The following is a 19,769-nucleotide window of genomic DNA, read 5'->3' as shown; positions in this document are numbered from 1 at the left end:
TCGAGGTGGGCGGAGTGCGTTTCCTCATCGACAGGGAGCGACCGGTCGCCGTCCTCCGCGGCGCCGACTGCCAGCGCGTCGTGACGTGGCCCGACGCGCCCCTGCCCGCACGCGCTTCGACCGCGCGCCTCGTCGCTGCACCGGACGCGGTGTGGGTCGTGTACGAGGCGTACGTCCCCGAGTCGGCGGGTCTGGTGTGGTCCACGGCGGTCCGGATCGGTGTGGACGGTTCGACGGTCGGCGTGGACATCGGCCGACTGTCCGTCATCGGCGCCGACTCCGAGGGGATCTGGGCCAGTCCCGCACCGTGGCCGGCCCCCGAGCCGTATCCGGGCGACGGCGACGGCGAGGAGCCCGCGTCCTTCGACAGCGAGGACCTTCCGGTGGAGTCGTGGGAGGACTTCCAGAAGGACGAGGACGACTGGCGTATGGGCGAGCTGCCGCGGCACAGGGACGGCCGGCTCGACGGCGTCTACACGCTCTCGCAACTCGCCGAACTCGGCGACGAGGATGAGGGCGAGCACTCGTACGGCTGGTTCGCATCCGCGCCCGGCAGTGACCCCGGCGAAGCCGCGACGCGACTCGCTCCGCCTCCCGCGCCGGGGCCGTCCGCGCCTGTCGAACTCGTCCGGTTCGGCGGCGACGGGCGGGTCGACCCGCTCACGGTCGACCGCACGGTCGCCGAGGTCGCGCAGGACGGCTCCCGGACCGTCTTCACCTTCTTCCCGGCCAACCCGGTCGGGACGCTCGACCAGGAGACCGACTCGATCAGCTACTCCTACCCCCAGAGCCGCATCTCGGTCGACCTCACCGATGGTGTGCCCTCGGCGCTGACGGTCGGCGACCACGAAGCCGAAGCAGTCCCGGCGGATGACGAGGAGTGCTGGGACGACGACACTGCCGGCGAGGCCGCGGAGCCCGACGCGCGCGACCTCGTCGACCTGGCGACCGTCAGCGGGGTCGACTGGGCGCCCGCTCAGCTCAGCGCCGAGGGCATCCAGGCCGCCGTGCGCGAGGTGGTGGAACAGCTCGAATGGCTGGCGCGGCCGAACACCATCTGGACGCGCCGCGACGACCGGATCCACCGTGTCGAGAGCCCCTACCGGGACCTGGCGGTCCGCGCGAGCGGGGACTGGCCGGAGACCCAGGTCACCGTGGAGTTCCGGCACCGGGAGTACGCGGATGCCTTGTACCGCCGCCGCTACCGCATTTTCGACCCGGCGGGGCGACCGATCGACCGGGAATACCTGACGGTCTACCTCGAGGAGGACATCGCCACGGGTCACCATCCCGCCGCGCGTGACGGCGTGATCGAGTTCCCCGATGAGTGACGCCGAGCCGGTGAGCGCACCCATGACGATGCCCGAAGCACCCACCTGGGCGTCGAGCGACCCGGCCTTCCGCCGTTCCGAGGTCTCCGCCGTCGTCGGCCGCGGAGAGGACGACTGGCGGCGCGCCGCCGGGGACGTCCTCCGCTGGCGGGTGAAGACACGCAGCGGCTTCCTGGTCGACTCCGATGCGCCGGTCCGCGAAGGTCGGCGCGAGCGGATCCGCGTGCGCGTGCTCGGCGTGACCGTCGTCGAGCCGGTCGAGGTCGTCGCCGTCGTCGAGGAGGACGACCGGGTCGGCTTCGCGTACCGGACGCTGCCCGGGCATCCCGTCGACGGCGAGGAGGCGTTCGTCGTGCATCGCGACACCGCCGGCGGCGACATCGTGCTCACCGTGCGCTCGCTCACGCGTCCGGCGCCGCAGCAGCCGTGGCGCATCCTGCATCCGCTGCTCCGCGTCGCCCAGGTCGTGGCGCGGCGGCGGTACCTGCGCGCGCTGCGCTGACCCGCTCGGCGCCACGAGTGAGAGGATGATGGACCCATGCCCACCGTCCACCGCCCCGGCCTCCGCGTCGACTCCGGACTCACCATCCCCGAGTCCGAGCTGTCCTGGCGGTTCTCGCGGTCGTCCGGTCCCGGCGGCCAGGGTGTGAACACCGCCGACTCCCGGGTGGAGCTCCTCTGGGATGTGGCGGCCTCCGCCGTCCTCTCGACGGCACAGCGCGACCGGCTGCTCGATCGCCTGAGCGGCCGCATCGTGGACGGGGTGCTGACGATCACCGCATCCGAGCACCGCGCGCAGGTGCGCAACCGGGAGGCGGCGCGCCTCCGGCTGGCCGAACTCGTGGCCGACGCCCTCCGGCCTCCCGCGCCACCGCGACGCCCGACCCGGCCCACCCTCGGCTCCAGCCGACGGCGCCTGGAGGCGAAGAAGCGCCGCACGGATGTCAAGCGCCTGCGTCGGCCTCCCACGGACTGAGCCCGCACGCCTGTCGAAAGGAACGGGATGAGACCCCTCCGCTACGCCATCAACGTCACGCTCGACGGCTGCGTCCACCACGAGGCGGGCCTCCCGCCCGACGCGGACTCGATGCGCTTCTGGACCGCCGAGCTGGAGCGGGCCGACGCCCTGATCTTCGGCCGGGTGACCTACCGGATGATGGAGTCCGCGTGGCGCCGCCCGGCCACCGGCGCGTGGCCCGAGTGGATGGACGAGACGCAAGTCCCGTTCGCCGAGGCCATCGACCGGGCGAGGAAGCACGTGGTGTCCCGCACGCTGACCGAGGTCGACTGGAATGCCGCGCCGCTGACCGGCGACCTGCGGCACGCGGTCGAACGCCTCAAGCAGGAACCGGGCGAGGGCCTGTTCGTCGGCGGGGTGACCCTCCCCCTCGCGCTGGCGAACCTGGGCCTGATCGACGAGTACGTGTTCGTGGTGCAGCCGGTCCTCGCCGGCCACGGGCCGACCCTGCTCGCCGGGCTGCGCGAGAGCATCCGGCTCGAACTCGTGGAGCGGCGGGAGTTCGGCTCGGGGGTGACGGCGCTGCGGTTCCGGCCGGGGACGTAGTCCGGTGCTGAGCGGCGGCCCCGGCCGGTCCGCCGCCGCGCCCTCGCTAGACTGGCCGATGACGCGGGGTGCCTCCCTCTCCAGGGCTGGCTGAGAACACACCCGTCGAACCTGATCTGGTTAGTACTAGCGAAGGGACGTCATTCCATGACTTCTTCCTCCCCTGCCATCGACTCGCCCGAGTTCGGCGCCGCCCTGAGCGGGCTGCGCGCTCAGCCGCCGCTCGTGCAGTGCCTGACGAACATCGTCGTCGCCCAGTGGACCGCCAACGTCCTGCTCGCGGTCGGGGCGGCCCCCGCGATGGTCGACAACCCGCGCGAGGCGGCCGAGTTCGCGCCCATCGCGAGCGGCGTCCTGGTGAACCTCGGCACCCCGTACGACGACACCTCCGACGCGATGACCGCGGCCGCCGGCGCTGCGGCAGCGGCCGGGACGCCGTGGGTGCTGGACCCCGTCGCCGCGGGTGGCCTGCGCTGGCGCACCGGGCTCGCCCTCGAACTGCTGCGCTCCTCCCCCACCATCGTCCGCGGGAACGCCTCCGAGATCATGGCCCTCGCCGGCGGCGCCGGAGGCAAGGGCGTGGACTCGACCGACAGCCCGGAGGCGGCGCTGGCGGCGGCCCAGGAGATCGCCCGCACCTTCGGCACCGTCGTGGCGGTGAGCGGTCCCGTCGACCACCTCACCGACGGCGAGCGCACCGTCCGGATCGCCAACGGGCACCCGTGGATGACGCAGGTCACCGGCGTCGGCTGCGCCCTCGGCGCCCTGATGGCCGCCTTCGCCGGCAGCGCCGACCCCCTGACGGCGGCCGCCTCCGCGACCGCGGTGCTCACGGTCGCAGCCGATCGGGCGGCGTCCGTCAGCCAGGGGCCGGGAAGCTTCGCCGTGAGCCTGCTCGACGAGCTGGCCGCCCTGACGCCCGACAGCCTGGTCGCGGCGGTCCGCGTCGCATGACGGCGCGCCCGCCGCTCGACCTGTCCCTCTACCTCGTGACCGACACCCGGCTGTGCGGCGACCGCGGCGTCGCGTCCACGGTCGGCGAGGCCATCGCGGCCGGGGTCAGCGTGGTCCAGCTCCGCGACCCGGACGCGACCGATGACGAGTTCGTCGCGCTGGGACGTGCGGTCGTCGCGGAGGTGCGCGGGCGGGTGCCGGTGCTGGTCGACGACCGCGTGCAGCTCGTGGCGGCCATCGGCGCGGACGGCGCCCACGTGGGCCAGAGCGACCTGGCTCCGCTCGACGCCCGCGGGCTCCTGGGACCGGACGCCTACCTGGGCCTGTCCGTGCAGACCCTCGCGCACGTGGAGACCGCACACGCGCTCCCGTCCGGCACGGTCGACTACCTCGGCGTCGGCCCGGTCTGGGCCCAGACCACCAAACCCGACGCGGCAGCGCCGTGCGGCGTCGACGGGCTGAGCGCGATCGTGCAGGCCAGCCCGTGGCCGTGCGTCGCGATCGGCGGTATCGGCGTCGACCGGGCGGCGGCCGTCAGGTCGACCGGAGCCGCCGGGATCGCCGTCGTCAGCGCGATCTGCGGGCGGCCCGAGGTCGGACGGGCGACGCGGGCCCTCCGGAGCGCCTGGGATGAGGCGTCCGCATGAGACCTCCCGTCGCACTCAGCATCGCCGGCAGCGACCCGTCGGGCGGGGCCGGCATCCAGGCGGACCTCAAGACGTTCAGCGCCCTCGGAGCGTACGGCGCGTGCGTCATCACCGCCCTGACAGCGCAGAACACGACCGGCGTGTACGGCATCCACGAGGTCCCCGCCCCGTTCGTCGCCGATCAGCTCCGCGTGCTCAGCGAGGATGTCCGGCTGGACGCGGTCAAGATCGGGATGCTGGCCAACGCCGCGATCATCGAGACGGTCGCCGCGTTCCTCGCCGAGACGCCGCGCGACGTCGTCGTGCTCGACCCGGTGATGGTCGCCACCAGCGGCGACCTGCTGTTGCGCGACGACGCGGTCCGGGCGATGCGCGACCTCCTCCCGCTCGCCTCCGTCGTCACTCCGAACGCGCCGGAGCTGGCCGCCCTCCTGGGCACGACGGAGGCCGGGAGCGTGGACGAGCTGGCCGACCAGGCCCGCGAGCTCGTCCGCCGCGGCGCCCAGCGCGTGCTGGCGAAGGGCGGTCACCTCGACTCCGGTGACGAGGTCGCGGACGTGCTGGCCGACTCCTCGGGCATCGAGCTGTTCCGCGGCCCGCGTGTCGTCACCGCGAACACCCACGGCACCGGCTGCAGCCTCTCGTCGGCCCTGGCGGCCCTGCGGCCGCAGCGCCCATCGTGGAGCAGCACCGTCCGCGACGCCCGCAGCTGGCTCACCAGCGCGCTGGAGGCCGCGGACGGCCTCGACATCGGGCACGGGCACGGCCCGGTCCACCACTTCGCGCAGCTCTGGGAGGGACGATGACCTTCACCGAACAGGCGTGGCAGGCCATCCAGCCGATCCGCGCCGCCATCGACGCCCACCCCTTCCTCGACGGCCTGGAGCCTGGCACGCTGCCGCCCGAGACCTTCCTGCACTACCTCGCCCAGGACGCCGCCTACCTCGGCGCGTACTCGAAGGTGCTCGCGAGCGCGGCCGCGCGCGCCCACGAGCCCGGCGCCCTCGCCTTCTGGAGCGCCTCCGCCGCCGACGCGGTCGCGGTCGAGCGCCGGCTCCACGAATCCCACGGGGTGGACGCCGCGGCTGTCGAGGCGTCGCCCACGTGCGCCGCGTACACCTCGTATCTCCTCGCGCTGACGGCCACGGCGTCCTACCCGGTCGTCGTGGCCGGTGTGCTGCCGTGCTTCTGGATCTACGACGACGTCGGGCGGCGACTCGCGGAGCGCGTGGGCGACCTCGACGGGCATCCGTACGCGGACTGGATCGGCACGTATGGCGACCCCGCCTTCTCCGCCGCCACCGCGACCGCCCGGCAGCTGGTCGACGCCGCCGCCGAGGTCGCGTCCGCCGCCGACCTCGAACGCATGCGGCACGCCTTCACGACCGCGTCGCGCTACGAGTGGATGTTCTGGGACGCCGCCTGGCGGCGCGAGGAGTGGCCGGTCTGACCGTCCCGCTCCGCCCCGGTCAGGCCACCACGCCGACCAGGGCGGGGACGCACGCCACGACGGCCGCCGCGACGAGCAGCAGCGTGTCGGCGGCACGCCACGGCGCCGGCTCCGCCCACGTGCGACGATAGCCGCGCTCGTGCGCCGCCGAGAACCCGCGCGCGTCCATCGCCAGCGCCATCCGCTCTGCCGTCCGCAGCGACTGCACCAGGACGCCGAACGTCAGCCCGGCCAGCTCGCGCACGCGGGAGACCGGGTTCCTGCCGGCGGCGACGCCTCGTATCCTCCGCACGCTCCGCAGCCGGCCCCAGTCGGCGGTCAGCCGGTCGAACTGCTGCACGGCCGCCGTCGCCGCCACGACCGGGCGCGCGGGAAGCCGCAGTCGCTGCGCCAGGTGGTCCCCCAGTTCGGACGGGTGGACGAGCCCGGCCAGCGCCACGCTCGGGAACACGAAGAACGCGATGCGCAGGCCAGCGGTCACGGCCACGTCGAGGCTCTGCGACGGGCTCAGCAGCCACGACGAGAAGCCGACGGAGGCCACCGCGATGAGCCCGGGGATCAACCGCCGCACCGGGATCCGCACGCCGCGCAGGACCAGCGGGGCCAGGACGAGCCAGGCCACGATCCCGGCCGCCGCCGACAGCGCCGACGAGACGCCGACCGCGCCGATGACCAGGAGGACGGCGGCTCCGAGCAGCGACAGCGGCCCGCAGCGTGCCGCCCAGCGGCCCCCTCCGGAGCGCGCCGGCCGGTCGGGAGCGAGCGACGGCCGGCCCGTCCCGCCGCCTCCCTGGGTCATCCGGTGTGCGCTCCCGGGCTCGATCGTCAGCGTGCGGTCGGCCAGGGCGATGAGGTGGCGGTCGTGACTGGCGACGACCACCGCCACGCCGGCCTCCCGCGCGGCGGTGACGATCCCGGCGACCGCGCTCCAGGTCAGGCGGTCCTGCCCGACCGTCGGCTCGTCCAGCACGAGCACCGCGGGCCGGGCGCCGATCGCGCCGGCGATGGCCAGCCGCCGGAGCTGGCCGCCGGAGAGCCGGTGCGGGTCCGCTCCGCCCAGCGCGGCGAGCCCGAGCACGTCCAGGAGGTCGTCGGTCCGCGCCTCGACCTCCTCCGGGGTGCCGCCACTGCGGCGGGTGGCGATGCGGACGTCCTCCCGCACGGTGGCGCCGAGGACGGCGAGCTCCGCGTCCTGCGGAGCCCAGCCGATGCGCCGGCTGATCTCCTCGGATGTCCAGGCACCGGGTCGGTCCTCCCCTGCGACGATGAGGGGGGTTCCCGCCCGCACCTCCCCGATCGCCGGCTCGTGCAATCCCGCCAGGAGCGCGGCGAGGGTGGACTTGCCCGCGCCGCTCGGCCCGACGACGGCGAGCAGCTCGCCCGAGCGCACCTCGACGTCGAGTCCGCCGAGGTGTGCGCGCACGAGGACGTCCCCCGGCGTGGCGGGGAGCTGCGGTGCGAGGAGTTCCGCCGCGATCGGCGCAGGCGGAGGCGGAGGCGCTCCGGGGACCCAGATGGCGCGCTCGGTCGGCGCCGCGTCCCGGTCCGTGAGCGCGCCCCGCCCTCCGAACACCTCGCCGGGCTCGCCGTCGGCGACGACGCGGCCGTCCGGGGCCAGGACGACGACCCGGTCGATGAACGGAAGCCAGTCCTCCGCGTCGTGCTCCACCACCACCAGCGTGGAGCCGGCGGCCTCGACGCCCTCCAGGACGGCGAGGCGCACCGCGCGCGCCGCCTCCGGGTCGAGCATCGATGTCGGCTCGTCCAGCAGGACGACGCGCGGGTCGAAGACGAGCGCGCCGGCCAGGGCCAGGCGCTGCGCCTCCCCGCCGGAGAGCGCGTGCGTCCGGTGGTCGAGCTCCCCCGCGAGACTCAGCCCGGAGAGCGCGGATCGGACGCGATCCCAGAGCTCCGCCCGCGGGGTGCCCGTGTTCTCCAGTCCGAAGGCCGCGTCCCGGCCGATGGTCTCCGCGACGGTAGCGTCCCGGGGATCCTGCATCAGCAGCCCCGTCATCATGGCGGCCGGCGCCGAGTCGTCGACCAGCACCGTCCCGTCCGCGCCGTCCGGGGCGTCCGCCGACAGGCCCGCCAGCGAGCCGGCGATCGCCCGGAGCAGCGTGGACTTCCCGCTGCCGCTCGGCCCGACGAGCAGGACGCGCTCGCCGGGTGCGATGTCCAGCGAGAAGTCCTCGAAGACGCTCTCCGAGCGCCCGACCGGCCGCCAGGAGAAGCTCCGGAACCGGATGCTGGCTCCCCGTGTCACGGTGTCGATCGGTCAGGCCCTTCCGGCGCGACGCTCGAGCACCTCGTGCCCCGCGGGGAACGCGTTGAGCGCCCCGGCCCGCGCGAGGGCCCGCGTGAGCGCCCAGCCCCCGACCCCGGCGATCACGCCGCCGGACAGGATCCCCGCCACCAGGTACACGAGCTTCCACGTCCAGGAGTACGACGGGACGTACGCCCACCACTCGTAGCACGCGATCTCCAGCGCCGCCGAGAGCATCCCGCCGCCGATCGCCGCCGCGAGCCCGAAGTAGCGCCACAGCAGGATGGCGAAGACGATCTCCACGCCGACGCCCTGCAGGAACCCGGACAGCAGGACTGCCACGCCCCACTGGTTGCCCAGCAGAAGCTCGACGTTGGCCGCCACGAGCTCCGTGAGGACGGCGGCGCCCGGCCGGCGGATGACGAGCGCACCCACCACCGCCGGGATCAGCCACACGCCGAGCGAGAGCTCGCCCGCCGGCGGGAACGCAGCGGAGGCCAGCGAGACACCCGGATAGACGAAGGTGTCGAACGCCCAGAACACGACCCCGAAGGCCACCGCGATCATCGCAGCGCTGATCAGGTCGACGGCCCGCCACTTCGCCAACGGCCTGCGCGCAAGGACGTACCTCCCGGCCGTCCGGGTCGCCGTGCTCGAACTCGTCGTCGTCTTGTCACTCATCTCGTGAGCGCTCCTCTTCCCGCAGTGTGGATGGGGACAGGAGGAGCGCAGCACGCGCGCGGTGATATCCGTCGTACGTCTCGCATGTCAGAATTCGACTCCCTTCGCCGGTGCTAACCGGAGCAGGTTCCGAGGGTCAGCGGCAAGCCGCACTCTCAGCGCTTTCGGGCGCTCCCCTGTCGTTCAGGACGATGGTAGCAGCGTGCGGCGCAGCCGGAGAACACGGCTCTGGTCGCGCGTCACGCAGTGCGGGATCACGCCCGCGACGGCCACGACGACACCGCCGGATCGGCCGAGTTATCCGCATTCCGCAGTCCCGATCCACGTGGACGAACGTGTCTACTTGCGGCCACGCAACGGGCCGATGCAAGGTGTGTCAGTACTGGCCCCGCGTCGTAACCCGAGACGATGTCGGGGCCACTTCGTGAGCGCGGCCCGGTCGAGGGCGGCGCCCGGACGGCCGAGGTGCCCCTGGAGAGACTCAAAAACTGCGACCAGCCTTTAACTATCGCTAGCGAGGCTCCAAAATCCGCGGAATTCCGCGCTTTTTGACCTCCTAGAGATGACTGCGATCACATAGGAACGCACCCGAGTGTGGGCAAATTTGGCCACGGCGGATTAGCTGTATCAAGAGGTCTCTGACGTTTCTGCATCAGGACATCTCTGACGAACGGTGTATCAGGACATCTCTGACGGAGGCTGTGCCAGGACATCGGTGACAATTCTGCCTCAGGACATCGATGACAGTTTAGACCGTCTTAGGTTTGCGGCCGCGGTGTTGGCCACTGGCGATTATTTGGTGCCGGACTTGCGCCAGGAGTTATTCGGCGATGAGAGTTCCCTGGTGGTCGAAATCAGCACGATCTTCCCTTCCTCGACGATGAAGCAGACGAGCTCGCGAAGACGCGGCTCGGCTCGTGTGGAAACGGACGTGGGGGCGACGTCGGATTAGGCCACGTCCCGCCTATACGTCGCCCTGAACACGGCCTCCTCCAACCAGCGCTTGAAACTCTCGTTATCCTGGAATGCCTTGAACAGCTGCGTCTCGTCTGCAATGAGGCTGAGCATGGCTTTGCCGAGCGCGCGGTTCATCTCGACACGAGCGTTAACGGGGTCCCCATTCGCTTGCGCATTCCTGTAGGCCTCGTCCTCGGCGACAATGCGCGGGATCTCCTCGGTGATCCGGCGCTGAATGCGGTCCGCGTCTTCCCACGCGATGTTGCCGAAATGGTCATTGAAGCTCTTGACGATCTCCGAAAGCTTCTCTAACGCCGGGTCCGACTTGTGGCCGCCACCGTCCGCGGGCACCGGATCGAGCGCGGCGCCCTCGTCGTCGAGGACGATCTTCATCGCTAGAGCCTTCTCGGCGCGGTACGACTCGAGGTCAATATTCTCGAGGATGCCCGCGGCGAGGTCCTCGTCCTTCGGAGCCGGCAGCTTCGGCACTAGGTTGTCAAGGAAAATGGACCGCTTCTCCCACTCGACGCTCCCAAAGGGCAGTACCGCTGACAAAAAGTTGTACGTGCGAAGGAACGCCTTCGCGTCGCCCTTGAACTTCACCTGATCGTCCTCGTCGGGCAACTCGATGTACTCGGCTACACAAGTGTCGAGGATCGGGTCGAGCTTGTCGCGGTCGACTCCCTCGAGGTAACGGGCCACGAACGTCTCGACATGGTCGGGCGAGTAGACACCGAAGGCGTCCAGGTCGCGGACGAGGTCGTGCAGCCTGTTCGCGTCCGTCTCCTCGGACAGTACGGTAGTGCGGTAGTAGGGGTTGAAGGAGCGTGTGATGGCCTCAACGTCGTTGGCGAAATCCAGCACGAAGGTGTCTCGCTTAGCAGGGTGTGCACGGTTGAGCCGAGACAATGTCTGCACCGCGAGGACACCTGAAAGGGTCTTGTCGACGTACATGGTGTGCATCAGGGGTTCGTCATAACCCGTCTGAAACTTGTTCGCGACAACTAGTATTCGGAAAGGATCTTCCCTGACGTTATCGGCGATGCTGCTCGATGGGAAGCCGTTGAGGCTTGCTTCGGTGACTTTGACGCCTTTGTACTCGTGTTCCCCCGAGAAGGCGACGACCGCCTGGTAGGGGCTCTTCCTCGCAGCGAGTGCCTCGCGAACGGCGTAAAGATACTCGATGCAACGCGGGATGGACGAGGTGACGATCATCGCGCGGGCCTGCCCGGCGACCTTCTGCTTTGCGATCACTTGGTCGAGGAAGTGTTCGACCATGATCTGAGACTTCTGGGCTATTGCATGCTCATTGCCTTCAACGTACGCCCGAAGCTTCTTCGAAGCGCGCTTCGCATCGAACTCCGGGTCGTCTTCGACTGTCTTCATTAGCTTGTAGTAGCTGTCCACCGGCGTGTAGTTAGCGAGAACGTCCATGATGAAGCCCTCCTGAATGGCCTGCTTCATGGTGTACGAGTGGAACGGCTTGTGCCCGATCGTGCCGTCGGGATGGGGCACGGGCTCGCCGAACATCTGCAGCGTTTTGTTTTTCGGGGTCGCGGTGAATGCGAAGTAGCTTGCATTGGGCAGCATCTTCTTCGACTCGATGATCGCATTGATCTGGTCCTCGTAATCAGGCCTTTCATCGCCCTCATCGAGTTTGACCGCGGCCAATGCCTGCGAGACTGCCGCCGAGGTCTTCGACCCTTGGGACGAGTGCGCCTCGTCGATGATGATCGCAAACGTACGATCGCGGTGTCCGGCGCCGATGTCGTCGAGGATGTAGGGGAATTTCTGCACCGTGGTGATGATGATCTTTTTGCCGCTTTCAATCGCACGACGTAGGTCACCGGACTTGTCGGCGTGCATAACGGTGGACCCAACCTGCAGGAACGACTTGATTGTGCTGGTGAGTTGGTTGTCGAGGATGATGCGGTCAGTCACGACGATGATCGAATCGAACGCGATGTTGCCGTCGTGCGTGGCCTCTGTCAGCTGATGGGTGAGCCAGGCGATCGAGTTCGACTTGCCGCTACCAGCTGAGTGCTGGATCAGGTACCGGCGCCCCGCACCGTTAGCGGCGACATCGGTGAGGAGGTTTCGAACCACCTCGAGCTGATGGAACCGGGGAAAGATCGCCTTCCGCGTCTTCCGTCCGGTCTTCGGGTTCTTTTCCTCGGTGACCTGAGCGTAGTTCTCAATAATTCCGGCGAGGCTGGCCGGGGCGAGGATGCGTCGCCAGAGGTAGTCGGTTTTGATGCCGTCTGGGTTCGGCGGGTTGCCCGCGCCATCGTTGAAACCCTGGTCGAAAGGCAGGAACCATGACGCGTTGCCCTTCAGCTCGGTGCAGAACTTCACTCGCTGGTCATCGACCGCGAAGTGCGCGATGGTGCGCCCAAAGCCGAAAAGCGGGTCACGCGGATCGCGGTCACGCTGATACTGCACGACAGCGTCCTCGACTGTCTGCTTTGTGATGTTGTTCTTCAGCTCGAAGGTGAACACAGGCAGGCCGTTGACGAAGGCGACTAGGTCAACGGCATCCGCGGCATTACTCACGCTATGGCGCACCTGCCGGGTCACGACAAATCGGTTAGCGATGAACGATTGGGCCGCCTGCAGATTCCGATCGGTAGGCGTCGGGTAATACAGGTCGAGGTGGTGCCCGAGGTGGTCGACGCCGTTGCGTAGAAGGTGCACGACTCCGCGCTTGGTGACCTCGCCTTGCAGGCGGGCGAGGAATTTGTGTCGGGCCGGGGACTCGACATTTAGGCCGAGCGGCTCAACAAGGTGTGGCTGCGTCGCTGAGACAAAGGTGGTGAGTTGGCCTAGGTCGATGGCGTAGGACGCCGTGAAGTCGGCAGGAGCGCCCTCGTGCCAACCGCCAACCACCATCTGCTTGACGATGAGCGCTTCAAGGCTCTCCTCGTTGAGCTTCCCCATGCCTACTCCCCTGCTCTTTACCGGCCCGCTCCCACAGCGGGGCGGAGACCGTTACCTCACGCGTAGTCTGACGCGATCCTTCTTTCTCGCCCCACAAAGATGCGGCGAGCGCAGTCAGACGGCATTCGACCATTCATCTGTGTCCAGCCCGACTTCGGCCAACGTTTCGTCTGTCTCGGCGGCAAGCGCGACCACCGGCTCGGAAGTCTCCAGGAGCGAGGAGGCGATCCCTCGCACATCCACCTGTCCCGTCACCACGTCGGCGACCAGACGGGTTCGGAACTCCTGGAGCAGCGCAATCTCACGCTCGATGCGTTCTACAGCTCTGGTTGTTCCCTCAGCGACGGCCCTGAGCTTCTCAACAACCCCCCCTTGCTCGACAAGCGAAGGAACTCGGATCGGCAGCAACCCAACATCGCCGACGCGCAAGTGGCCGACGGTGCTCCCGTTGGTTGCGATGCTAATGAACTCACGGGCGGGTTCGTCGTAAATCGCCCGCAAAAGATATTCCGGGACGATCTTCTCGGGGTCCGGGCGATAAAGCATCATCCGCTGCCCGAGACATAGGTCATCACGCTCAGGCATAAGAGCAGCTTCGCCGGCCGGGGCTTCGCGAGTGAACAGGACATCGCCAGCCTGCGGCGCCCCCCGTTGGGTCCACAATCTAAAGTTCGCTTCGTCAGTGGGGTAGCTACCGTGCATTGAGAACCGCCCGTCACGCACGCACGTCGTTCGTACGACGTGGTGCCTGCCCTCGGCAACGTATTCGGGGGTCCTGTTCTTGCAGTCGATAACGCGAATGCAAACGTCCTTCGCCCGGAGAATGGGGGCGTCGATATTCGCCATAACGGCTCGGCGCGATGCTTTTTCCTCCTCCATCAGGAGCTCGATCAGGCGGCGCTTGGCGGTTATTGCGGTACCGATGCGCGCGTTCGCGTGCGCAAGATACTTCACGATCGCCGACTGCTCATCAACTGGTGGGACTGGGAGAACCTGCGTGGCGAACGTTTCGTATCGAAAGTCCGTCGATCGCTCGCGAATTCCCTTGGAGAGAGCTTGAATCCAAGAGCTCCGGGCCATCTCGCGCACTACGGCTGCGTAGTAATGCACGTTCGCGTCCCGGCGAGGTACGCAGACGCTATACACGGGTGTTCCTTTTCCGTCGCTGTCGGATACGCCAGCGGCCCCCGCGAACGCGTCCATGGCGTGGATAACGAGATCACCCTTTCTGATGCCCTGATAGCCGATTTCCTTCAGCGACTCGGTAAACCCGGTAGTCCGGCGACGACTCCGGAGAGTAACCACGCCATCGCGAAAGCAGGTTACGACGCCATCTGAAGCGATTGGCTCGCGCTGCACTCGCTCGAAGAGCGCCTTCCCTCGTTCCAGTCGCCAATGGCTTGGCAAATCTGCTGTCCACCCGACGGCGACATCCATGTACTTCCCGTACCGCGGAAGGTCTCGGAACATCAGCCCTCACCCGCGATCTCGGCGATCAGATCCTCAGTTTCTGCTTCGAGGGCTCGAATGTCCGCTTGGATTTCGCCAAGCGTTCGCATCGGAGCCGGCTTGAAGAAATGCCTCGTAAAGGAGATCTCGTAGCCGATCTTCGTCTTTGATTTGTCGATCCAAGCGTCTGGCGCGTACGGCGTGACTTCACGGCGGAAGAACGCCTCGATGCCGTCGGCGAAGTCGCCGACAGGCTCATTGAGTGGTACCTGCTCGGTGTCGCGCAGGTCCGCATCAGGCTCGTACTCGACCACCCGGGTGCGACCGTCGATCACTGCCTCATGGCGGCCATACAGGGGATCCGGCTTCGCGGAGTGCGGCAAGACCTTCCTGATGACCGGGGGTGCGGCCTCGTCGCGGACGCTGACTTCCTTGAGCGACTTAATCTCGTTGGCGGTGTATAGCCTGTTCGGGTCGACGCCCTTGATGCGTAGTGGGCGCTCAACCGTGATCTTGGAGTAACCGAAATCGATGCCTTCGAAGACCTTTGACCGGTCGGGGTCGTTGTACTGATCGAACGCGCGGAAGGCTTCGAGAACTTTGTCGGCGTCGTTGGTACTGATCTCGACGCTCTTCTCGCCGAGGCTCTTGCGCAAGGGGGTCGACCAGTCGGTGGCGTTGATGAGCTGCACCTTCCCCCTCCGGCGCTCTTCCTTCCGGTTAGAGAGAACCCAGACGTACGTAGCAATGCCTGTGTTGTAGAACATCTTCAGCGGTAACGCGACAATCGCCTCGAGCCAGTCGTTCTCGATAATCCAGCGGCGCATGTTGCTTTCGCCCTGGCCCGCATCACCGGTGAATAACGACGAGCCGTTGTGCACGGAAGCTATGCGTGAGCCGCGCTCGGTGTCCCGCTTCATCTTCGAGATCAGGTTCGCGAGAAACATCAGCTGGCCGTCGCTGCTGCGTGTTACGAGTGAGTATTCACTGTCGCCATCGTGGGTGACGATGAAGCGCGGGTCGATAATCTTCTTCGAGCCGCCCAGCCGGTCCTGATCGGTCTTCCAACTCTTACCATATGGGGGGTTCGAGAGCATGAAGTCGAACTCCTGGCCGGCAAACGCGTCGTTCGACAGCGTTGAATACTCAGGCCCACCGACGATGTTGTCGGCCTCGGACCCTTCACCCTTCAGAATGAGGTCCGCCTTGGCGATCGCATAGGTCTCGGCGTTGATCTCCTGGCCGTAAAGGTGTGTGGAGATCTTCTTACCTGCCGGCTCCGTGAGCTGCTTGAGCGTCGCCTCAGCGACAGTCAGCATGCCGCCCGTACCCATTGCGCCGTCGTAAAGACGGTACGTGCCCGAGGGGATCTGGTCAGCAATCGGCTCAAACATAAGCCGGGTCATCAGCCCCACCGCGTCGCGCGGCGTCCAGTGCTCGCCGGCTTCCTCGTTGTTCTCCTCATTGAAGCGCCGCACCAGCTCTTCGAAGACGGTGCCCATGCCATGGTTATCGAGGCCGGTCGGTGATAGATCCAAATCGGGGCTGAGGAATTTCTCGATCAGCGAGCCGAGGGCGTCAGCCTTGGTCAGGCGCGGGAGCTGGTGGCGGAGCTCGAAGTTGTCGATGATCTCCTGCACGTTGGGCGAGAATCCGTCCAAGTACGCCTCGAAGTTCTGGCGCAGGCGGGTGGCATTGGCCGTATTGCGCAAATCCCGAAGAGTAAAGCCGGAGTGATTGTAAAACGCCTGTCCCGCGGCCTGGCGGAGCGGACCATCCTGGTTGGCGATGCCCGCATCGTCGAGGGTCTGCTTCATTTCCCTCACGGCGTCGCGGGTCGGCTCCAGGACGCTGTCGAGGCGGCGCAGCACTGTGAAAGGCAAGATGACGTCGCGGTACTTGCCTCGCACATATAGGTCGCGCAGTACGTCGTCGGCGATACCCCAGATCAGCGAGACGAGACGCGCATGATTGATGGAGGTGTTCGGCAACGAGTGTCCTTCGGATAGTGCTGGCAGTGTTACAACGATTGCGGGCCGCCCGCCTTTGTATCGGAGCGGAACGAGTGGATTCCTCCACGATGAGGTTGAAGGTCCTCAGCTATATCTTCGCAGTCGCCGCGACCCGATTACCGCGACACCCCGCGCGCCTAAGGGCCTTACCACCGTATGAAGCGTGTTGAGGTGCGGTGACAACGGCGCTCGTTGCGGGCTCCCGCAGTTCACGCAACTCTCACGTCCGTCGCTCCGTGCCCAGCTGCCTGCGTGGGAGTCGACCTCATTGTTCGCGCCCGGGTAATCGTCCACATCCGAGAAACGTTGTCGGGGGACCGCCAGACGACGAACCGCGGAATAGAGGATGGGCACAGAAACCAGAGGACGAAGGACCAAGAAGACCGAAGATGCAACGAACACCAGCGACACAAAAGTGACGAGGATAAACCAAGCGCAGAAGAGGCAGAGGCAATGGAGCAATAGCCAAATGAAGAGCGAATGCACGTAGGCACCTAAGTGGAACAGCCTCCGTCTCGCCTTGCGATGGACCGACCCGAGATCGTCTTCGAACAGATCGGCATAAGTATCCAACGTCCGCCGATCGGCTCAACGACCGAGTGCTTCTTGAAAGCGGGGGCAGCCTCGTTCGGGGCATTTGACCTCGTGCATCCGTTCCGACGCCCGACCACAGAACTCACCGCGCGTCTCCTAAGCGGGCGAGAGCCGAGCCATCGTTTGATGGCTTAGTCAGAGAGTGGTCGCGCGTATAAGAGCCGATCGCAGAGATTCGTTGTCCTCTGGCTGATTCCACTGGGCAACCACGGCACGCAACTCGGCCTCCTGCTCCTGCGGCAGCGGAGGTGCGTAGGGAGTGATGATGAGCAGGGCGTCACTCTCCCGTGCGCGCGATCTGAGAGCCGAGATGGTTCTCGAGACCATGGCGCGTGCACGGTCAGGACTACTCGGGCGCTTTATCTGGATGAGAACCCGCTTTCCGTCGCTCTCAGCGATCGCATCTACTCCGTTATCGAAACCCATCGGAGGGTCCCGATAAATCCGAACCGAAGGATCTTCCCAGGAAAGCGAAATGAGCGCCTTCGTCACATCGTTCTCATAAACAAGGGCTTCTGCGATCTCAGACGCGGCAGGTGTGCCTCGACTGGATTCGACATAGGAGGCAAGCGCAGCTAAGGCCGAGTCCGAGCGTTCATTCGGGGCGCCGTCGTCTTGGCCCTGCAGCGGTTCGCTTAGCGCGGAGTCGAGATCCTTCGTCAGAACGTCGATCACACCGGCGCAAGCCGCCTCCTGAGTACTGGAGGTTGCTTCATCGGCGAGTCGCTGTAGCGTTCTAATTGTCACAGTGGTTGGTAGCGGCTGGTCATCAAGCCGCGAAGGAATAGCTCGGTCTGATGCCCATTCGAACATCGTCCACCACGCATCGGCTCGTGCGGTATCCCGCGACACGGATACCTGCCTGGAAATCCCAATGAACGCGATGGCTGCTGCCACCAACGCCGCACACGCAGCAGCGCCTGGACTCTGCGCGAAGCCACGTAACCATAAGCCCCACCCAGCGAGGTTCGCTGTGACCAGGGTGATAGCGAAATAGGCGCCGATAGCCGCCGAAATCAAGAATGTTGGGATCAACCAATAGGCAGAAATCTTAGGCTGTTGCCGACTCCGGACGCGCACGGTCCGAGCTTGGCATACTAGCGGCGGAGCCAGCGCTCCGAATCGCAGCGTTTCGGCTCGCGCGTTAGAAGGTTGCGAGCAACACTGCTGTGGCCGGAGATCTCTATTGCTGATTTGAGGGGTGGAGCGCCGCCTGTCAGGTGGGAACAGTTGCAAACGAGCTAACGGCGAACAGTCGCTCGATCTCTGTATAAACGGCGTCGAGTTCGCTCTTGGTCAGTGACCCCAAAGGCCCGCTGTCCCAGCGGAACACCTCCGGTCCGAGGGACATCAAACGTCGACAACGGACGTACGCATGCTGTTGGTCAAGTGAACAGCCTTCTTCGCCTTTGACGCGGAGATCGCCGCCACGAGGTGTACCAGCGCCCTTTGAGAAGGTAGACACGGGCAAGACCAAGATGTTGTGATCGTCGAAACCCTTGAGAGGAGACCAACCAACGATTACCACCGGGCGTATCTTCGAGTTGGCGGCGTCCTTAAAGGGAACTTCCGCCCACCAAATCTGACCTCGGTGAATGAGACGCTGAGCCGGAGTGGGGTTCACCTAATTGATCGAGCCTCAGTCGTCCCAGCGGTCAGCCGCGTACTGTGCAAACGCCTGATCGCCCACAGTTGACTCACGCTGCAGGTCTTCGCTCACAGTGGCAGATTCGCTAGTCGCAGACCGAAGACGTGCGATGGCGGACACAATTCGAGCGTTGCCGGACTTCATCACGGCATTCGAAGGCGCCTTGATCTCCACCCATTCGAATTCGCTTCTCGATTGGCTGTCAACAAGAACAGCTGGCACGGAACTCATGATCCGCTTCCCACCTCTCCTGTAACGCTAGCGCGCAATGCGTTAGCGATAGTACTACTAAGGAACGTAACGCTGTCGATCGCAGGTTCGATACCCAATTCGTCGCCTAACGGTTCCGACTGGGGCTGTGTAATCAATACATCGGCGAATAGCGATACAGCCGGCAGGTCCGCAGGAACCTGGCGGGTACCACCGGCCCCTCGTGTTTGACGGACCCGCGATATCGATGGATCCCTCAACCGTTCGGCAAGTTCCTCACTGCTTACTATGCCCCATTCTACCTGAGCTTCGTAATCTCCCCCTTCGAGGTCCATGAGCACGGACGCATCCCGTGCGACCAGTACGGGATGCGATGAGTCGATGCCCGACAATCTGCTTGCAAAACCTGACCGCGTCGCCTCATAGTCCGCACCCGGGATTTCACCCGACCAGGCGATGGAGGCGGAAGCAAGCACCACTGATTGGGGCGAGAGCATTTTCAAGGCCTCAGTAAACAAAGCGGCCAATGCCATCGCCGCGTCTCCCGTGACACTGCGATCCTCGAGGGTCGCGCCGCTCCTGGTAAGAGTGATGCGGATATCCGGGTTGCTGAGCGCGAAGCCCACGTGATCTTCGCTGTCAGTGAACGCCGTCGGTTCGAAGGATCGATCAATCCATTCGAGTAGCCGTATGCGCCGCGCGCCGAACGTAATAATCGGTGTCCACGAGAAGCGGTAGGTGGAAGACCATCTGCGCATGTCACGAGCATAGTCATACTCGGTAAGCCATCGCCTTACGCAACAGCTGCCCTCGAGCCCAAGGCCACCTACTTCGCATCACCCTTATAGACGCCGATGCAGCGGACGTCGTTCTGCCAGCAATGTCGAACCGCAAATGACATCCGCGTCGCCGATCGGCTTCGCCTTTCACACTGACGTCAATGCTGCCACTCTCAAGTTCCGGTGAGTCGGCGCGCGTGTGCGAAATTCGGCTAAATCAATGTCGGCTATACGACCGGGCTGCCCCGGGCCCTTCAGACTGAGCTGGCGGTTCCTAGTTGCGCAGGAGTCCG

Annotated in this window: 15 protein-coding genes and 2 riboswitches; of the genes, 8 read left to right on the top strand and 7 right to left on the bottom strand. The window is 66.4% G+C overall.

Annotated features, from left to right (window positions below; genetic code table 11):
• Positions 1–14: 14 nt before the first annotated feature.
• The 8 genes from ABCS02_RS03975 to ABCS02_RS03940 all read left to right on the top strand — a co-directional run bounded on the left by ABCS02_RS03975 (position 15) and on the right by ABCS02_RS03940 (position 5,946).
• A complete protein-coding gene (locus tag ABCS02_RS03975; protein ID WP_345834298.1) occupies positions 15–1,331 on the top strand; it encodes a hypothetical protein in 1,317 nt (438 codons plus the stop codon).
• Positions 1,324–1,833 carry a DUF1990 family protein gene (locus ABCS02_RS03970; protein ID WP_345834297.1) on the top strand — a complete coding sequence of 170 codons (510 nt, stop codon included), beginning with the start codon at positions 1,324–1,326 and terminating at the stop codon, positions 1,831–1,833. The genes ABCS02_RS03975 and ABCS02_RS03970 overlap by 8 nt, the downstream gene beginning before the upstream one ends.
• 36 nt (positions 1,834–1,869) lie before the next feature.
• Positions 1,870–2,307 carry an alternative ribosome rescue aminoacyl-tRNA hydrolase ArfB gene (gene arfB, locus ABCS02_RS03965; protein WP_345834296.1) on the top strand — a complete coding sequence of 146 codons (438 nt, stop codon included), beginning with the start codon at positions 1,870–1,872 and terminating at the stop codon, positions 2,305–2,307.
• Positions 2,308–2,334: 27 nt separating this feature from the next.
• Entirely contained in the window at positions 2,335–2,895 is a 561-nt protein-coding gene (locus tag ABCS02_RS03960) for a dihydrofolate reductase family protein (protein WP_345834295.1), read from the top strand.
• Positions 2,896–2,949: 54 nt separating this feature from the next.
• A riboswitch (TPP riboswitch) is annotated at positions 2,950–3,050 on the top strand.
• On the top strand, positions 3,043–3,849 hold the full coding sequence (gene thiM / locus ABCS02_RS03955; protein ID WP_345834294.1) for a hydroxyethylthiazole kinase: 807 nt from the start codon (positions 3,043–3,045) through the stop codon (positions 3,847–3,849). (Overlaps the previous riboswitch by 8 nt.)
• The gene (gene thiE / locus ABCS02_RS03950; RefSeq protein ID WP_345834293.1) at positions 3,846–4,496 is read left to right on the top strand and encodes a thiamine phosphate synthase; all 651 of its coding nucleotides are present in this window, start codon (positions 3,846–3,848) and stop codon (positions 4,494–4,496) included. The genes thiM and thiE overlap by 4 nt, the downstream gene beginning before the upstream one ends.
• Positions 4,493–5,302, top strand: a complete 810-nt coding sequence (gene thiD, locus ABCS02_RS03945) for a bifunctional hydroxymethylpyrimidine kinase/phosphomethylpyrimidine kinase (protein ID WP_345834292.1) — start codon at positions 4,493–4,495, stop codon at positions 5,300–5,302. Before thiE ends, thiD begins: the two co-directional genes overlap by 4 nt.
• Positions 5,299–5,946 carry a TenA family protein gene (locus tag ABCS02_RS03940; protein ID WP_345834291.1) on the top strand — a complete coding sequence of 216 codons (648 nt, stop codon included), beginning with the start codon at positions 5,299–5,301 and terminating at the stop codon, positions 5,944–5,946. The genes thiD and ABCS02_RS03940 overlap by 4 nt, the downstream gene beginning before the upstream one ends.
• Positions 5,947–5,965: 19 nt before the next feature.
• On the opposite strand, the gene ABCS02_RS03935 is transcribed toward ABCS02_RS03940, so the two are convergent.
• The 7 genes from ABCS02_RS03935 to ABCS02_RS03905 form a co-directional block, all read right to left on the bottom strand.
• A complete protein-coding gene (locus tag ABCS02_RS03935; RefSeq protein WP_345834290.1) occupies positions 5,966–8,209 on the bottom strand; it encodes an ATP-binding cassette domain-containing protein in 2,244 nt (747 codons plus the stop codon).
• Between the two features lie 12 nt (positions 8,210–8,221).
• The gene (locus ABCS02_RS03930) at positions 8,222–8,890 is read right to left on the bottom strand and encodes an ECF transporter S component (RefSeq protein WP_345834289.1); all 669 of its coding nucleotides are present in this window, start codon (positions 8,888–8,890) and stop codon (positions 8,222–8,224) included.
• 82 nt (positions 8,891–8,972) lie between these two features.
• A riboswitch (TPP riboswitch) is annotated at positions 8,973–9,078 on the bottom strand.
• A 760-nt stretch (positions 9,079–9,838) separates the two neighbouring features.
• Positions 9,839–12,784, bottom strand: coding sequence for a DEAD/DEAH box helicase family protein (locus tag ABCS02_RS03925; RefSeq protein WP_345834288.1), 2,946 nt, complete (start codon positions 12,782–12,784; stop codon positions 9,839–9,841).
• Between the two features lie 114 nt (positions 12,785–12,898).
• Positions 12,899–14,221, bottom strand: a complete 1,323-nt coding sequence (locus ABCS02_RS03920) for a restriction endonuclease subunit S (RefSeq protein ID WP_345834287.1) — start codon at positions 14,219–14,221, stop codon at positions 12,899–12,901.
• Positions 14,222–14,253: 32 nt separating this feature from the next.
• Positions 14,254–16,224 (bottom strand): class I SAM-dependent DNA methyltransferase, encoded by a 1,971-nt coding sequence (locus ABCS02_RS03915; protein ID WP_345834286.1) that lies wholly within the window; start codon positions 16,222–16,224, stop codon positions 14,254–14,256.
• A gap of 750 nt (positions 16,225–16,974) precedes the next feature.
• Positions 16,975–17,736 carry a hypothetical protein gene (locus ABCS02_RS03910; RefSeq protein ID WP_345834285.1) on the bottom strand — a complete coding sequence of 254 codons (762 nt, stop codon included), beginning with the start codon at positions 17,734–17,736 and terminating at the stop codon, positions 16,975–16,977.
• Between the two features lie 978 nt (positions 17,737–18,714).
• Positions 18,715–19,455 (bottom strand): hypothetical protein, encoded by a 741-nt coding sequence (locus tag ABCS02_RS03905; RefSeq protein WP_345834284.1) that lies wholly within the window; start codon positions 19,453–19,455, stop codon positions 18,715–18,717.
• Positions 19,456–19,769: the final 314 nt, after the last annotated feature.

It is taken from the genome of Microbacterium sp. X-17 (assembly GCF_039615055.1).
The sequence above is the reverse complement of the archived record's forward strand: the minus strand, read 5'-3'. Positions and strand labels throughout refer to the sequence as shown.

What these genes read in the sequence shown, in the direction of transcription:
- ABCS02_RS03940 (WP_345834291.1), top strand. Translation starts at nt 5,299, where the DNA reads ATGACCTTCACCGAACAGGCGTGGCAGGCCATCCAGCCGATCCGCGCC.
- ABCS02_RS03970 (WP_345834297.1), top strand. Translation starts at nt 1,324, where the DNA reads ATGAGTGACGCCGAGCCGGTGAGCGCACCCATGACGATGCCCGAAGCA.
- arfB (WP_345834296.1), top strand. Translation starts at nt 1,870, where the DNA reads ATGCCCACCGTCCACCGCCCCGGCCTCCGCGTCGACTCCGGACTCACC.
- ABCS02_RS03960 (WP_345834295.1), top strand. Translation starts at nt 2,335, where the DNA reads ATGAGACCCCTCCGCTACGCCATCAACGTCACGCTCGACGGCTGCGTC.
- ABCS02_RS03925 (WP_345834288.1), bottom strand. Translation starts at nt 12,784, where the DNA reads ATGGGGAAGCTCAACGAGGAGAGCCTTGAAGCGCTCATCGTCAAGCAG.
- thiE (WP_345834293.1), top strand. Translation starts at nt 3,846, where the DNA reads ATGACGGCGCGCCCGCCGCTCGACCTGTCCCTCTACCTCGTGACCGAC.
- ABCS02_RS03905 (WP_345834284.1), bottom strand. Translation starts at nt 19,455, where the DNA reads ATGCGCAGATGGTCTTCCACCTACCGCTTCTCGTGGACACCGATTATT.
- thiM (WP_345834294.1), top strand. Translation starts at nt 3,043, where the DNA reads ATGACTTCTTCCTCCCCTGCCATCGACTCGCCCGAGTTCGGCGCCGCC.
- ABCS02_RS03930 (WP_345834289.1), bottom strand. Translation starts at nt 8,890, where the DNA reads ATGAGTGACAAGACGACGACGAGTTCGAGCACGGCGACCCGGACGGCC.
- ABCS02_RS03920 (WP_345834287.1), bottom strand. Translation starts at nt 14,221, where the DNA reads ATGGATGTCGCCGTCGGGTGGACAGCAGATTTGCCAAGCCATTGGCGA.
- thiD (WP_345834292.1), top strand. Translation starts at nt 4,493, where the DNA reads ATGAGACCTCCCGTCGCACTCAGCATCGCCGGCAGCGACCCGTCGGGC.